Below are 14,238 nucleotides of genomic sequence, written 5' to 3' on the forward strand. Positions count from 1 at the left end.
GCCTATACGGCATCCAGTCCGATGTCGAAATTCGGCACCGAATGGGTGAGGGCGCCCACCGAAATGACGTCCACGCCGGTCTCGGCAATCTGGCGCGCCGTTTCCATACTGACGCCACCGGAGGCTTCCAGAATCGCTTTGCCCTTCGCCAATTTTACCGCCTCAGCATACATATCTAGCGAAAAATTATCGAGCAGCAACACGTCCGGGCCATAGGGCAGGGCCTGTTTGAGCTGGGCGATGCTGTCGACCTCGATTTCGATCTTCATGGTGTGGCCCACGGCCGCCTTGGCGCGTTCCATGGCTGGGCCGACGCCGCCGCAGATGGCGATGTGGTTGTCCTTGATCAGGATGGCATCATCAAGACCGTAACGATGGCTGTAGCCGCCGCCGCACTTGACCGCGTGCTTTTGCAGGGCGCGCAGGCCAGGCGTGGTCTTGCGGGTGCAGACGATGCGGCTGTTCAGGCCGTCGATGGCGGCGACGTATTTGGCCGTCAGCGAAGCGACGCCAGAGAGGTGGCACAGAAGATTGAGCGCCACGCGCTCGCCGGCCAGAATGGCGCGGGCATTGCCTTCGATGCGGGCGATGACATCGCCTTTGTTGACCGCGCTGCCATCGGGGAGCAGGGTCTCGAAGCGGATCTGCGGGTCCATCAGGCTCATGGCCAGGCGGGCGCAATCGATGCCGGCGGAAATGCCGGCGCCGCGCGCGCGGAATTCGGCCTTGAAACGCGCCTTGGGGGGGATGACCGCCGAGGCCGTGACATCACCCGCCAAGCCTAAGTCTTCCTTCAGGGCGTCGCGGATGATCGGTTCGATCAGGAGGTCAGGCAATCCGGTGAGGTACATGTACTCAACTCCCCATATGTTCTGCTCTGGCCTGCATTTTGGATTTCTGGCCAGTTTGTGAAGGTCCGTGCGCCGACCGCTTCGGTTTGCGGATAGTCGCTGCGGTAATGTGAACCGCGACTCTCGCGCCGATGCAAGGCGCAAGTTGCGATCAGGCGGGCACTGACCAGGGCGAGGGCGCCGGGATAGCGAGCATCCAGATGGGTGAGCAGGTCGAGCAGCCGTGTCAGGCCGACCTCGTTGCGCACCACGCCGGCGTCGCGGGCCATGCCGTCACGCAGGGCCTTCAGGTCAGATTCGCTGAGTGAGGGCGGCAGGGCAGGGCGTTGGGCAGCGGCCATATCCGGTGAAAACGCGGCGGGCAAATCGGCCGTGGCCGCCTTGCCAACGCGCTCACCAAAGGCGGCGGCTTCCAGCAGACTGTTGGAGGCCAGGCGATTGGCGCCATGCACGCCGGTGCAGGCGCATTCGCCAACGGCATAAAGGCTGGGAAGCGTGGTTTGGCCGAAAATATCGGTTTTGACACCGCCCATATGATAGTGCGCGGCGGGTGCCACCGGCATGGGTTGGGTGCGCGGGTCGACGCCCTGGCTCATGCAGGAGGCAAAGACGGTCGGAAATTCGGCCGGGAAGTGTTCGCCGATCGCCGTGCGGGCGTCGAGGAAGGCGCCGCCATTCTGGTCGGCCTTGTGGACGGCGCGGGCGACGATATCGCGCGGGGCCAGTTCGCCGTCCGGGTGGTCATCGAAAACGAAACGATGGCCGTTTTTGTCGATCAGGGTTGCGCCTTCGCCGCGCAGGGCCTCGGTCGCCAGGGGGGCGGGATCAAGGCCGAATTTCAGGGCGGTGGGGTGGAATTGCACGAATTCCGGATCGGCGATTTCAGCCCCGGCCAGTGCGGCCATAGCCATGCCTTCACCACGAAGGTTGGCCGGGTTGGTGGTGACGGCGAACAGGCCGCCGGTGCCGCCGCTGGCCAGGATCACGACCGGTGCGAAGACCTCAACCAGTTTGTCGGCGTGCTGCACCAGGGCGCCGACCGCTGTACCATCGGTGGATTTGATCAGACCCAGCGCATGGGCGCGTTCCCAGATGTCGATATGCGGCGCATTGAGCGCCTGATGAACGACAGCTTCGAGTATGGCCTTGCCGGCGAGATCGCCGCCGACGCGGGCCACGCGGGCCAGGCCATGGGCAGCCTCGCGGTTGAGCACGAAGGAGCCGTCCGGCTTATGGTCGAAGGGCGCACCCATGGCTTTCAGGTGCTGCACGGTTTGCGGGCCCGCTTCGGTCAGGGTTTGGGCCGCCAGTTCATCAACGATTCCGGCGCCGGCATTGATGGTGTCGGTGGCGTGGTCTTTCGGGGAGTCTTCGGGGGAGAGCGCCGCGGCGATTCCGCCCTGCGCCCAGGCCGAGGAACAGGCCACGCCAAGCGCCACGGGGGCTAGCACCAGCGTCTTATGGGGCGAAGTATTGAGCGCGACGCTCAAGCCCGCCAGTCCCGCGCCGATCACCAGCGGTCCATTATGAATATAGACTTCGGCCAAGGTGGCCTCCTATTGTCGAATGACAAACTAAACTTGGTAGTCGACAGTCAAGTTGCTTTTTACATTACTCGTAACAACAACCTGGTCGTCGGGGCCAATCTCGGCTTGCATAGCCTTTTGGCAAAAATCGGCTTCCATAACTCTTCGGGAAAAAGAAGCATTGGTGAGGCTATGCAAGGGGCCGGCAACACAAATGAGAATTCCTTCGGCATCAAGTCGTACAACAGACAAACCTTGATCTGCTGCTTTCAGCTTGGTCCGGCGAATATAGTCGCGGAAGTCCTGAATTGTAGGCATTAGGACTAGCTGATCATCTCGACATCGATATGATGCCTGGCCTTGATCATATTGTAACGAGCGGGGGTTCTCAGTGGCGGCATATCGATCATGCGCTGCACGGCAAGCGCCGCGCGCGGTATCAGGGCGGGATCGACCGTCACCTCATACTGATGGTAGCGCAAGGAGTCATAGATGCCTTGTAGGGTGATGCGCTTCATGTGCGGACACAGGTTGCACGGACGCAGGAATTCGACATCCGGGGCATCGGCCGTCACATTGTCGGCCATCGAGCATTCGGTGATCAGCACCACCTGCTTTGGCTTGTTATGCGTTACGTAATCGGCCATGGCGGTGGTCGAACCAGTAAAGTCCGAGGCAGCAATGACCTCCGGCGGGCATTCCGGGTGGGCCAGAACGATCGCGCCCGGATGGGCGGCGCGGACATCGGCGATATCCTGCGCATCGAAGCGCTCATGCACCTCGCAGGCGCCGGCCCAGGCGATGATCTTGATGTTTGTCTGGCGCGCCACATTTTTCGCCAGGAACTGGTCCGGCAGCATGATGACCGTATCGACGCCCCATTCGGCAGCGATATGCTCGACCACCTGAACGGCATTGGCCGAGGTGCAGCAGATGTCGGTTTCGGCCTTCACATCGGCCGTAGTATTGACATAGGTGACGACCGGCAAACCGGGACAGCGCTGCTTGATCAGGCGGACCTGTTCGCCGGTAATGCTTGAGGCCAGCGAACAGCCGGCCCGCAGATCAGGGATCAGCACGGTCTTTTGCGGCGCCAGAATCTTGGAGGTCTCGGCCATGAAATGCACGCCGCCCTGGACGATGATATCAGCCGGGGATTTCGCGGCTTCGCGCGCCAGACCGAGACTGTCGCCGACATAGTCGCCGACGCCGTGAAAGATATCCGGCGTCATGTAGTTATGCGCCAGGATGACGGCGTTCATGTCTTTCTTGAGCGCGTTGATCGCGTGGATCAACGGGGCCTGCAACTGCCACTCCAGCGGTGATACCTTGTCCTTCAGACGGGCATAGATATCCGCGGTCTCGGCTTCGATTGCCGGGGTGAATTCCAGATGGGCAGCCGTATCGGCCATCGTTTCTCTCCAGATGACTTATGCTCAATTTTAGCATAAGGTCTGCATAAAATAATCCGATGTCCGGATATTGCAATCCCTTTGCGTTCATCAACCATCACGTTTTATGACAATTCCTCTTTCTAACGGCTTTCGGCAAAATATGCTTGCAGGGGAAATATTCGACTGGACGCCTTTCCCTCATTGTATCTTTATGGCGGTATTCTCATATGTGAGCCATCACACGAACCCCCTTATCTGAGGAGAGATATCATGAGCGAATCCGGCGTCGACAACAGCAAGAAAGTGGGCCTTGAACTATCCAAGGTGCTGGCCGATACCTTCACCATTTATCAAAAGACCCATGGGTATCACTGGAATGTGGTCGGCCCGAACTTCCGCGGCCTCCACCTGCTGCTGGAAGAGCAGTATAACGAAATCTGGACGTCGATCGACGAAATCGCCGAACGTATCCGAGCCCTCGGCCAGACCGCGCCTATGGGCTCGGATGCTTTCGGCAACCTGACCTCGATCAAGGATGGTGACCCGACGGCTTCAGCCCAGGACATGCTGAAAGACCTCGCCAAGGACCACGCCACCGTTGTCGCCACGCTGAAAGCGGCGGTGAAAGCGGCGGAAGACGCCGGCGATGTTTCGACCGCCGATCTCTGCACCACCCGCCTGACCGCCCACGAAAAGCACTTGTGGATGATCAAGGCATCGCTGCAGAGCTAAGGTCTTCAAAGAATTAAAAGCCGCCCTGCTGTATCCAGCCGGGCGGCTTTTTGCTATCTGCGCACATGGTTTTTATCACGCCCCGCATATCCGTGCCTGATGAAGAACTGCACGAGAGTTTCGTGCGGTCGTCGGGGGCTGGCGGGCAGAATGTCAACAAGGTGGCCACGGCCGTCGAACTGCGCTTCTCGATCACCAATAACTGGACCCTGCCTTATGACGTCAAGCAGCGGCTGATCAGGCTCGGTGGCCGGCGGGTGACGCAGGAGGGGGAACTGGTGCTGTTTGTACAGACGCACCGTACCCAGGAGATGAATCGCAAGGCTGCCCTGGCGCGTTTTGTCGAACTGGTGCAGAAGGCCGCCGCGCCGCCGCCGCCGCCGCGCATTGCTACGAAACCGACCAAGGGGGCGGTGCGGCGGCGCCTTGAGGGCAAGGCCATTCGCTCCACTGTCAAGTCCAACCGCAAACGGCCGGAGGATACGGATGAGCTATAAAATCCGACCATCCAGCCTGACCGATGAAGCGGGCATTCATCTGGTCTATCGCGCGACCGCTCGCCAGGGTGGCGGGCTTCTGCGCCGCGAGGATGAAATCACTGACGCCTATATCCGTCATAATCTCGAAAACAGCCTGCGGATTGGCATTTCGCTGGTGGCGGAGAGGGAAGATGGCCTCATGCTGGCTGAAATCCATGCCTGGCCGTCGGAAACGCGGCAACTGGGCCATTGCCTGACCAACCTGACCGTGGCCGTTGATTCGGCGGCGCAGGGGCGCGGTATCGGGCGGGCTCTGTTCGAACACCTCATAGCCGCAGCGAAGGACAATCCGAAATTTCGCATCATCGAGTTGTACTGCCGCGAGGATAACCGGCGGGCGATCGATCTTTACCAGTCGCTGGGCTTTGTTTTTGAAGGGAGATTGAAAGGCCGGGTCTGGCAGGGCAACGGCAGGCCCTATCTCGATGATTTGCTTATGGCGCTTTATTTAACAGCGGACGCATAAGTAATTGTTTGCGCAAGACAAGCCAGCCGACGGTATAGGCGGCAATCAGCGCCACCAGCGCGAAAAAGCGGATGTCGGTGTGATAGATGCGGTCCACGAGGCGCGCCCCTACGCCGACCAGGCTTGAAAACAGGCACAGCGCCCAGACGCGCAGGGCCAGTCGCCAGTGGGAGCCATCGCGGTGCTGAAGCCAGATCTGATACAGGTGCTCCTTATGCGGCTTGAGGACGTTTTGCCCCTTGCGCGCCCGCACGATCAGAGTCAGGACGACATCGACCAGCAACGGCGCCAGCAGGAAGCCGCCGAACCACACCGAGCCCACGCCGTAAGCCTTGACCACCAGGGTGGCGCCACCGATCAGAGCGCCGGCAAACATCGAACCAGCGTCACCCTGGAAGGCTTTAGCTTTTTGCGGTTTGCCCGGCGGCAGGTTGAACGGGGCGAAACCAAGATGCGCACCGGCCACGCACACGCAGATCAGCAGCACCACGCCGAGATAGGCGCCGAACAGGCTTAAAGGGGCCATCAGCAGAATCAGGCCGGCGAAGACCAGCAGGGCGATGGTCTGGGCGCCGATCGCCAGACCATTCGAACCGTCCATGAAATTGATCGTATTGAGCGTGAGGATCAGCCAGGCGGCGCTGCCCAGGAGGCCAATGACAGGCGGCACCTGCACAATCACGCCGGGGCCGAAATCAAGCGCCGTCACGCGGTAAAAGTAAGCAAAGACCAGGCAAAGGCCGATCTGGAAAGCCAGCCGCCAGCTTGCCGGCAGGTCAGCTACATCGTCTACCGCGCCGCAAATCCCCATCAGGCTGGCGAAGCCGAACAGGATCAGGCCATCGCGCCAGCTTCCCGGAATGGCATGGCCGTAAAAGCTGATGGTAAGGCCGATGACCAGGGCCGAGGCGGCCATGATGGCGAGGCCGCCGCTGGTGGGGGTGGGATCGGAATGGGCGCCGCGTTCACGCGGAATATCGACCGGACCGCCTTTCACCACCAGTATGCTGAGCAGGGCGCTGACAAACGCCGAAGCGGCCAGGGCGCCCAGCAGCAAACCCGGCGGAATCAGCCATGTTATCTGCCAGAAACCCGTCATTTGCGCCTTGCTTGCCTTGTTTTTCAAGGCAGGGCAAGCGCAAGTTTATTCTGCGCCGGCTTGCACACATCTTATACGGTATAAACAGAAAGGCGCGGCCGGATATCCAGCCGCGCCTTTGGGTTTTCAGTTTCGGCAAAAGCCTATTTCAGGCTGGCGCAGAAACGCTGAATCCGCGAGCAGGCTTCGGTCAGGACCGCTTCCGATGTGGCGTAGGAGATGCGGAAGAAGGGCGACAGGCCGAAAGCAGCGCCATGAACCACGGCGACTTCCTCGGTTTGCAGCAGTTCACCGGCGAAATCTTCGTCGCTGGTAATGACCTTGCCCGAAGGCGCGGTCTTGCCGATGCAGCCGGCGATCGACGGATAGACGTAGAAGGCGCCTTCCGGGTTCGGACAGGTGATGCCCTTGGCATTGTTCAGCATGGCGACGACCAGGTCACGGCGCTTCTGGAAGGCGGCCGCGCGCGGGGCGATGAAGTCCTGCGTGCCGTTCAGCGCCTCGACGGCGGCCCACTGGGCGATCGAACAGGCGTTGGAGGTCGATTGCGAAATGATCTTGGACATCGCCTTGATCAGGGGCTCAGGTCCGGCACAGTAACCGATGCGCCAGCCGGTCATCGAATAGGCTTTCGATACGCCGTTCATGGTCAGGGTGCGGTCATAGAGTTCCGGCACGACCTGGGCGATGGTGGCATATTCCATACCGTCGAACAGCAGGTGTTCGTACATGTCGTCGGTCAGGATCCAGACCTGCGGGTGGCGCTTCAGCACTTCGCCCAGTGCCTTGAGGTCGGCGGCGGTATAGACGGCGCCGGTCGGATTGGACGGGGAGTTGAGGATCAGCCACTTGGTCTTGGGGGTGATGGCGGCTTCCAGGGTCTCCGGTGTCAGTTTGAAGCCGGTTTCCATGCCGGCCACGGCGAAGACGGGGGTGCCGCCGGCCAGCAGGACCATGTCAGGGTAGGAGACCCAGTAGGGCGCGGGCACGATCACTTCGTCGCCCACATTCAGCGAGGCCATGAAGGCGTTATAGATGACCGGCTTGCCGCCGGGCGACACCGAAACCTGGGTGGTCTTGTAGTCCAGACCGTTTTCACGCTTGAACTTGGCCACGATGGCGGCCTTCAGTTCGGGGATGCCGTCGACGTCGGTATAGCGGGTCTCGCCGCGCTTGATCGCCTTGATGGCGGCGTCGCAGATGTTTTCAGGGGTGTCGAAATCAGGTTCGCCGGCGCCCAGCGAAATCACCTTCTTGCCCTGGCGGGCCAGTTCACGCGCCTTGGCGGTGACGGCGAGGGTCGGGGAGGGTTTCACGCGCTTCAGCGTATCGGATTCGGAGAAATCGGCCATGGGGGTGCTCACAGGTGGAAGGCGGTTCCCGGAAGCGGAACCGAGGGAAAAATGCAGGCCCCTCTTTACTCGCACGCGTTCATTTGTCCAACTGTCATCATCCATCATTAGTGAATTTCTTTCCGGCTATTGTCTGAATTTGGGGAACTGTGGGGCTTTGGCTGCTGAACCGGTTTCAACTGTTTCTAAAAACGCGGTTTTGCAGCTTATTTACTTGCCCGAAGCATAGCTTTGCAGACATACAGCGTGCAATGCACACTCGACTACAACATTTATGGCGACGCGTTACAGGTCTGTTCCTGCATATGGACGCCAAGGCCGTGCGCGCCCTGTGGGGCAGCCTGGTCCTGCTGGCCCTGGTCGTGGCGGTTTTCCTGATCGGTAAATCGGCCTGGGGCCAGGAAATCCTCAAGAGCCTCGAAGTGTGGATGGAGCAGTACCGCAATTCACCGATGGCCGTGGTCATTGTTATTGTGGTGTTCTGTGTCTCCGCCTTGTTTGGGGCGCCGCAGTTCGTGCTGATCGCCGCCTGCGTGGTGGCCTTCGGGCCGTGGTGGGGCGGGTTCTATAGCTGGATCGCCACGGTGCTTTCGGCGGTCATGACCTTCTATATGGGCCGGTTCGCCGGCGCGGGCGTCATGAAGCGGCTGGGCGGCAACCATGTCGGCCGCCTGTCGGAATATATCGGCCGCAATGCGTTTTCGGCCTCCTTCATCGTCCGCAATATTCCGTCGGCGCCATTTATTGTGGTCAATATGGCCTTTGGCACCTCGCGGGCGCCATTCCTGCCCTTTGTTGCCGGGTGTGCGCTCGGCATCATTCCGAAGACGGCCCTGGTGGCCATGTTTGGATCGTCTTTCGCATCGGTGAAGGGCGGCAACTGGAAGATGGCGCTTCTGATGGCCGTTATTGCGATCGCCTGGCTCGGTCTCATGCTGGTGGCGCGCAAGGTGTACGAAGCGGCCAAGAACCGCCAGCAGGCCACGGACTGAGTGGCGGTAAAGAGTCGCTTTTATATACGTATGCGCCGGAATATGGCGCAGGCCGGCAGGGCGCAAATTCTCGAAGCGAAGCAGATGACATTTTATGTGATCGCGCGGCTGTTTCCATGCAGGTTTTTCATTGAAAACAGATGGTTAACTATTTCGCTTGTAGGGTGAAACTATCTTTTTTTTCAACCCCCTTGAAATATGATTCCAATAAGGGCAAGTGAGAATTTTCCGGTAGTGAAAACCTGATGATTCAAGGCAATCTGGCCTTGTTCCACAGCCGCTGCCCGGATTGCCCCCAAAATGCCTTCCTTACACCTTACGGGGTTCGCCCCACTGTAAAAACCGGCCTCGCCAAGAGCCACCTCAAGAACCAAGGTAGTTTATCTCAATGCTCAAGTCCTTCTTCGGCGGATTTTCCAACGACATCGCCATCGACCTTGGCACGGCCAATACGCTGATCTACATGAAGGGACGCGGGATCGTGCTGAACGAGCCGTCGGTCGTGGCGTTGCGTAATGTTGGTGGCCGCAAGCTGGTTCACGCTGTTGGGATCGAGGCCAAGCAGATGCTGGGCCGGACGCCGGGCCACATGGAAGCCATCCGCCCGATGCGCGATGGCGTGATCGCCGACTTTGAAGTCGCCGAGGAAATGATCAAGTATTTCATCCGCAAGGTGCATAACCGCAAAGGCTTCGTGAATCCCAAGGTTATCGTCTGCGTGCCTTCGGGCGCCACGGCGGTGGAACGCCGCGCCATCAACGACTCCTGCCTCAATGCCTCGGCGCGCCGCGTCGGCCTGCTTGATGAGCCCATGGCGGCCGCCATCGGCGCCGGCCTGCCGATCCACGAACCGACCGGCTCGATGGTGGTCGATATCGGCGGCGGCACCACGGAAGTGGCCGTGCTTTCGCTATCGGGTATCGTCTATTCCAAGTCAGTCCGCGTCGGCGGCGACAAGATGGATGAGGCGATCACCAACTTCATGCGTCGTAATCACAACCTGCTGATCGGCGAAACCACCGCCGAGCGCATAAAGAAGGACATCGGCACCGCCCGCGTGCCGCATGATGGCGAGGGCCTGGCGATCGACGTCAAGGGCCGCGACCTGATGCAGGGCGTGCCGCGCGAAGTGCGTATCTCCGAGCGCCAGGCGGCGGAAGCCCTGGCCGAGCCGGTGGCGCAGATCATCGATGCCGTGAAGGTGGCTCTGGAAGCCACGCCGCCGGAACTGGCTGCCGATATCGCCGACAAGGGCATCATGCTGACCGGCGGCGGCGCGTTGCTGCGCGGCCTCGACATCGAAATCCGTGACCAGACCGGCCTGCCGGTCTCCGTCGCCGAAGACCCGCTGTCCTGCGTCGCCATCGGCTGCGGCCGCGTGCTTGAGCATCCGCGCTGGATGAAGGGCATCCTTGACGCCACCATGTCCTGAGGACAGCGTCATAATTTGGCGGCGATCGTTTGATACATATATTGCCGCTTCGGCTTTAAGGAATTTTGTAGCGTGGCCTACGGGGACAAGACGGGACACTTCGAACACCTCAAACTGCCTATGACATGGGCCGTGATGGGGGTGGTCGCGCTGGTCTGTGTCGTGGCGGCCCTGCTGTTCCTGGGAGACCGCCGCGAGGAGGTCGATTCCTCCGGTTATGCCAACCGCGCGGGTTTCGATACCGTGGCCGGCTTCCCGGATAAGGTCCTGGCCTATCCAGTCCACAAGATTGGCGACGGCACCAACTGGTTCGACGATTATTTCTTCGCCATCCGTGAGAACCGCAAGCTCAAGATGAAGGTCGCTGAACTGACGCAGTACCGCGACCTGTATATCGAAGAAAAAGACATCAATACGCGCTACGAGAAATTGCTCAACCTGCGCACCGAACCGCCGGTCGAGACGGTGACGGCGCGTTCGGTGGCCGTATCGCGCGGACCGTTCGCCAATAATCGCCTGATCGATGCCGGTTCGAACAAGAAGATCTCCTTCGGCAATCCGGTCATTACCGACCAGGGCCTCGTCGGCCGTGTGGTCGGGGTGTCGCCAGATGTCAGCCGTGTGCTGATGGTGACCGACGTGACCAGCCATGTGCCGGTCATGATCCTGCGCTCCGACGCCCGTGCCATGATGAGCGGCGACGGCGGCGGCTATCCCAAGCTCGATTTCGTGCGCGGCAAGGACAGCGTCAAGGTTGGCGACCAGATTCTGTCGTCAGGCGATGGGGGCGTCTTTCCGCGCGGCCTGCCGGTCGGCGAGGCGGTCAAGGGTGTCGATAATGTCTGGCGCGTCCGGCTCTATTCCAACCGTTCGGCGATCGATTTCGTGAAAGTCCTGCTGTTCAAGGACTTCTCGCAACTGCCTAATGCCGATACCATCCTGCGCGCCCCGCCGGTCAGTGATGTGTTGCCGCCGCCCGCTTTGCCAGCGGTTCAGCCGGCGGCGTCCTCAGCAGCCACGTCATCTTCCGCCACAGCCAGCAGCGCTACGACTGTAAAACCAGCCGCCGCGGTCGCTACCAGTTCTGCCGCGACGCCGGCCGTCGTGAAACCGAAGCCGAAACCGGTCGCATCCAAGCCGTCTATATCTGCCTCGTCTTCCGCAGCCACCTCCCGGCCGGCCTCTGCCTCCGCCGCCGCGCCGGTAACCCCCGAACTGAAACCCTATGTGCCGCCTTCGACGCCGGCGGCCGATCCTTCAGGACAAAACTGATGAAGATGCCGGGCATGTTGGGGCCCAGAAAGCGTCCGTTCGGGGGCACGGTGATCAATCGCGGCGTCCGGGCCAGCATGGCTTCCAAGGTGATCACGCCCTGGGACTGGATTCTGGCGCCGGCCCTGATGAGCGTAGCCCTGACCATTGTTCTTGCCACGGCCTTCCAGCCCTTCGGCTTTTACCTGCCTGAGCCGGTGTCGCCTTTCATCCTGGCCTTCGCCTGGCCTTTGATCCGGCCTTCCTACATCGCCCCTTTTGTCCTGGGGGCGCTTGGTTTCTTTCTTGATTTTTTCTGGGGGGCGCCGCTCGGCTTCTGGACGTTCAGCCTGGTGCTGGTCTATGGCGTACTAGCCCTGGCCCGGACTTACCTGATCGGCCAGGAATGGATCGTGTTGTTTGGCCTTTTTCTCCTGACAGAATTCATCTTTTTCAGCCTTTGCGTCCTGCTGACCTTTATCGATACCGGCGCGGTGGCCCGCCTGTGGGGCGTGGTCGAGCAGGCATTCGCCACCACATTGATGTTTCCGTTCGTACTCATTTTGCTTGAGAAGTACCTTCACTCTGATGTCAGGTTCATGTGAAGATGGCTGAACCGTCACTCGTTTTTACCGATGTCAACGAACGCCAGGGTATGTTTACCCGGCGCATCTTCCTGATGGGCGGGCTGGTGGCCTTCGGCATGTTCGCACTCACCGGGCGGCTGGCGCATTTGCAGATCGTGCAGGGTGGCAAGTACAAGAAACTGTCGGCCGCCAACCAGTACAATTTCCGCCTGATAACGCCGCCGCGCGGCAATATCTATGATCGCAACGGCAAGCTGATCGCCGGCAATCGCCCGTCCTTCCGTGTCATGATCGAGACCAATGAGGTCAAGAACATCGATGATACGCTCGACCAGGTCTCTTACGTCCTGCCGCAGACCCTGGCGAGCCGGCGTCGTATCCTGCGCGATATCAACCAGAACCAGCGGTCGGTGCCGACCATCATCGCCAGTGATCTGAGCTGGGAGGATTTTTCCAAGGTCAGTCTTTACGCCAACGATATTCCGGGCGTAGTGGCCGACATGGATGAAATGCGCGCCTATTATTACGGCGGCGCCTTCTCGCATGTCGTCGGCTACGTCTCGAAGGTGAACCAGAAGGACCTCGACAACGAAAAGAACGCCTCGGAAACCGATTTCAACCTGTTGCACCACCCCAGTTTCCGCATCGGCAAGACCGGCATCGAACGCGCGTTCGACAAGGACCTGCGCGGCGTGGCCGGCGGCAAGAAGGTCGAGGTCGATGCGCGCGGCAAGGTGGTGGCGCAGGATGACGAAGGCTCGATCGAACCTGTTCCGGGCAAGGATATCGTCCTGACGCTCGATGCGGATATCCAGCAGCGCGCCATCGAGGTCTTCGGTCAGGATTCCGGTTCCTGCGTCATGATGGACATCCACACCGGCGAAGTCCTGTGCATGACCTCCAGTCCGGGCTTCGATCCCAACCTGTTCGTTTCGGGCATTTCCAGCGACGCCTACAAGCTGCTGCACGATTATGATCGCGTGCCCCTGCTCGATAAGGCGCTTTCCGGCACCTATCCGCCGGGTTCGACCTTCAAGACTCTGGTGGCGCTGGCGGCGCTGGAAAACGGCTTCGACCCCAAGACCACCCATACCTGCAACGGGATCTTTCCGTTCGGCAACCACGTATTCCACTGTGACGGCCATCACGGCACGCTCGACCTGCACGGTGCCATTGTCACCTCGTGCGACGTTTATTTTTACCAGTGCGCCCTGGCGGTGGGACCGGATAAGATCGCCGCCCTGGCGCGTAAATTCGGCCTGGGGCAGATTTTCGATATCGGCATTGACGGGCAAAAAGCGGGCGTGGTCCCCGATACGGCCTGGAAGCGGGCCTATTTCGATGGCAGCAAGCCCTGGCGTCCCAAGGATCCCAAATGGCAGCCCGGCGAAACGCCGTCCATGGGCATCGGACAGGGTTTTACCAATGTGAATGCCCTGCAAAACTGCGTGGCTGTGTCGCGGCTGGCGAACGGACGCAAGGCCGTCCTGCCGCGCCTGGTCAAATCCGTAGGCGGCAAGCCCTATAAGGAAACCGAGTTCGAAGATCTGGCTGCCGATCCGAATCACATTGCCTTTGTCCGGGCCGCCATGGCCGATGTGGTGACCAGCGGTACGGCCGCGGGCTTTGCCAAGCTCGACCTGGGGCCGATCATGATGGCGGGGAAGACGGGCACCGCCCAGGCTCATACCATCAAGTCCGGATCGCGGGCCACCCTGCATCTGGAATGGGAAAAGCGTGACCACGCCTGGTTCGTGGCGTTCGCGCCGGCGGATGCGCCCAAATACGCGATGAGCGTTATCGTTCAGCATGGCGGCTGGGGCTCTTCGTCGGCCGCCCCTAAAGCGCGCGAAATCATGCGCATGGCCTTGCTGAAAGACCCGGAAATTCAGAAACGCATTATCGGCGTCAATCCGGCGGACCTGGTCGACAAGCCCCTGAGCGATGTGCCGCTGCCTGAAGACGATACCGGCGCAGCCCCCCCGCCACCCGATACCTTGCCGACAAGCACTTAGGT

The 14,238-nt window shown here is 60.5% G+C and carries 14 protein-coding genes; 8 read left to right on the top strand and 6 right to left on the bottom strand.

The features are described from left to right. Positions 1 to 2: 2 nt before the first annotated feature. Genes nadC through nadA form a run of 4 tightly spaced genes read right to left on the bottom strand, consistent with a single transcriptional unit; the run spans position 3 to position 3,789 of the window. Complete coding sequence (gene nadC, locus ACTHND_RS00715) at positions 3 to 851, bottom strand: carboxylating nicotinate-nucleotide diphosphorylase (RefSeq protein WP_440175311.1); 849 nt, start codon at positions 849 to 851, stop codon at positions 3 to 5. Next, positions 821 to 2,398 (bottom strand): L-aspartate oxidase, encoded by a 1,578-nt coding sequence (locus ACTHND_RS00720; protein ID WP_440175312.1) that lies wholly within the window; start codon positions 2,396 to 2,398, stop codon positions 821 to 823. Before ACTHND_RS00720 ends, nadC begins: the two co-directional genes overlap by 31 nt. A gap of 27 nt (positions 2,399 to 2,425) precedes the next feature. Then, complete coding sequence (locus ACTHND_RS00725) at positions 2,426 to 2,695, bottom strand: hypothetical protein (protein ID WP_440175313.1); 270 nt, start codon at positions 2,693 to 2,695, stop codon at positions 2,426 to 2,428. 5 nt (positions 2,696 to 2,700) lie between these two features. Beyond that, a complete protein-coding gene (gene nadA / locus ACTHND_RS00730; RefSeq protein WP_440175315.1) occupies positions 2,701 to 3,789 on the bottom strand; it encodes a quinolinate synthase NadA in 1,089 nt (362 codons plus the stop codon). 252 nt (positions 3,790 to 4,041) lie between these two features. Between nadA and ACTHND_RS00735 the strand changes: the two genes are divergently transcribed. From ACTHND_RS00735 to ACTHND_RS00745, 3 genes are all read left to right on the top strand, one after another. After that, complete coding sequence (locus ACTHND_RS00735) at positions 4,042 to 4,503, top strand: Dps family protein (RefSeq protein WP_440175317.1); 462 nt, start codon at positions 4,042 to 4,044, stop codon at positions 4,501 to 4,503. A 65-nt stretch (positions 4,504 to 4,568) separates the two neighbouring features. Beyond that, entirely contained in the window at positions 4,569 to 5,000 is a 432-nt protein-coding gene (gene arfB, locus ACTHND_RS00740) for an alternative ribosome rescue aminoacyl-tRNA hydrolase ArfB (RefSeq protein WP_440175319.1), read from the top strand. Beyond that, complete coding sequence (locus ACTHND_RS00745; RefSeq protein WP_440175320.1) at positions 4,990 to 5,508, top strand: N-acetyltransferase family protein; 519 nt, start codon at positions 4,990 to 4,992, stop codon at positions 5,506 to 5,508. The genes arfB and ACTHND_RS00745 overlap by 11 nt, the downstream gene beginning before the upstream one ends. On the opposite strand, the gene ACTHND_RS00750 is transcribed toward ACTHND_RS00745, so the two are convergent. Next, a complete protein-coding gene (locus tag ACTHND_RS00750; RefSeq protein WP_440175321.1) occupies positions 5,477 to 6,607 on the bottom strand; it encodes a glycosyltransferase family 4 protein in 1,131 nt (376 codons plus the stop codon). The genes ACTHND_RS00745 and ACTHND_RS00750 overlap by 32 nt on opposite strands. A 143-nt stretch (positions 6,608 to 6,750) precedes the next feature. Continuing rightward, positions 6,751 to 7,959 carry a pyridoxal phosphate-dependent aminotransferase gene (locus tag ACTHND_RS00755; protein WP_440175323.1) on the bottom strand — a complete coding sequence of 403 codons (1,209 nt, stop codon included), beginning with the start codon at positions 7,957 to 7,959 and terminating at the stop codon, positions 6,751 to 6,753. Between the two features lie 305 nt (positions 7,960 to 8,264). Here ACTHND_RS00755 and ACTHND_RS00760 point away from each other — a divergent pair, with 305 nt between their 5' ends. From ACTHND_RS00760 to mrdA, 5 genes are all read left to right on the top strand, one after another. Next, on the top strand, positions 8,265 to 8,951 hold the full coding sequence (locus ACTHND_RS00760) for a TVP38/TMEM64 family protein (RefSeq protein ID WP_440175325.1): 687 nt from the start codon (positions 8,265 to 8,267) through the stop codon (positions 8,949 to 8,951). A gap of 388 nt (positions 8,952 to 9,339) precedes the next feature. Then, a complete protein-coding gene (locus ACTHND_RS00765; protein ID WP_090644799.1) occupies positions 9,340 to 10,383 on the top strand; it encodes a rod shape-determining protein in 1,044 nt (347 codons plus the stop codon). Between the two features lie 72 nt (positions 10,384 to 10,455). Further along, a complete protein-coding gene (gene mreC / locus ACTHND_RS00770) occupies positions 10,456 to 11,655 on the top strand; it encodes a rod shape-determining protein MreC (RefSeq protein ID WP_440175327.1) in 1,200 nt (399 codons plus the stop codon). Between the two features lie 14 nt (positions 11,656 to 11,669). Beyond that, positions 11,670 to 12,239 carry a hypothetical protein gene (locus tag ACTHND_RS00775; protein ID WP_303827974.1) on the top strand — a complete coding sequence of 190 codons (570 nt, stop codon included), beginning with the start codon at positions 11,670 to 11,672 and terminating at the stop codon, positions 12,237 to 12,239. Between the two features lie 2 nt (positions 12,240 to 12,241). Further along, on the top strand, positions 12,242 to 14,236 hold the full coding sequence (mrdA, locus tag ACTHND_RS00780) for a penicillin-binding protein 2 (protein ID WP_440175329.1): 1,995 nt from the start codon (positions 12,242 to 12,244) through the stop codon (positions 14,234 to 14,236). The last annotated feature ends 2 nt before the right edge of the window (positions 14,237 to 14,238 follow it).

Source organism: Asticcacaulis sp. (genome assembly GCF_051954415.1).
Classification (GTDB): domain Bacteria; phylum Pseudomonadota; class Alphaproteobacteria; order Caulobacterales; family Caulobacteraceae; genus Asticcacaulis.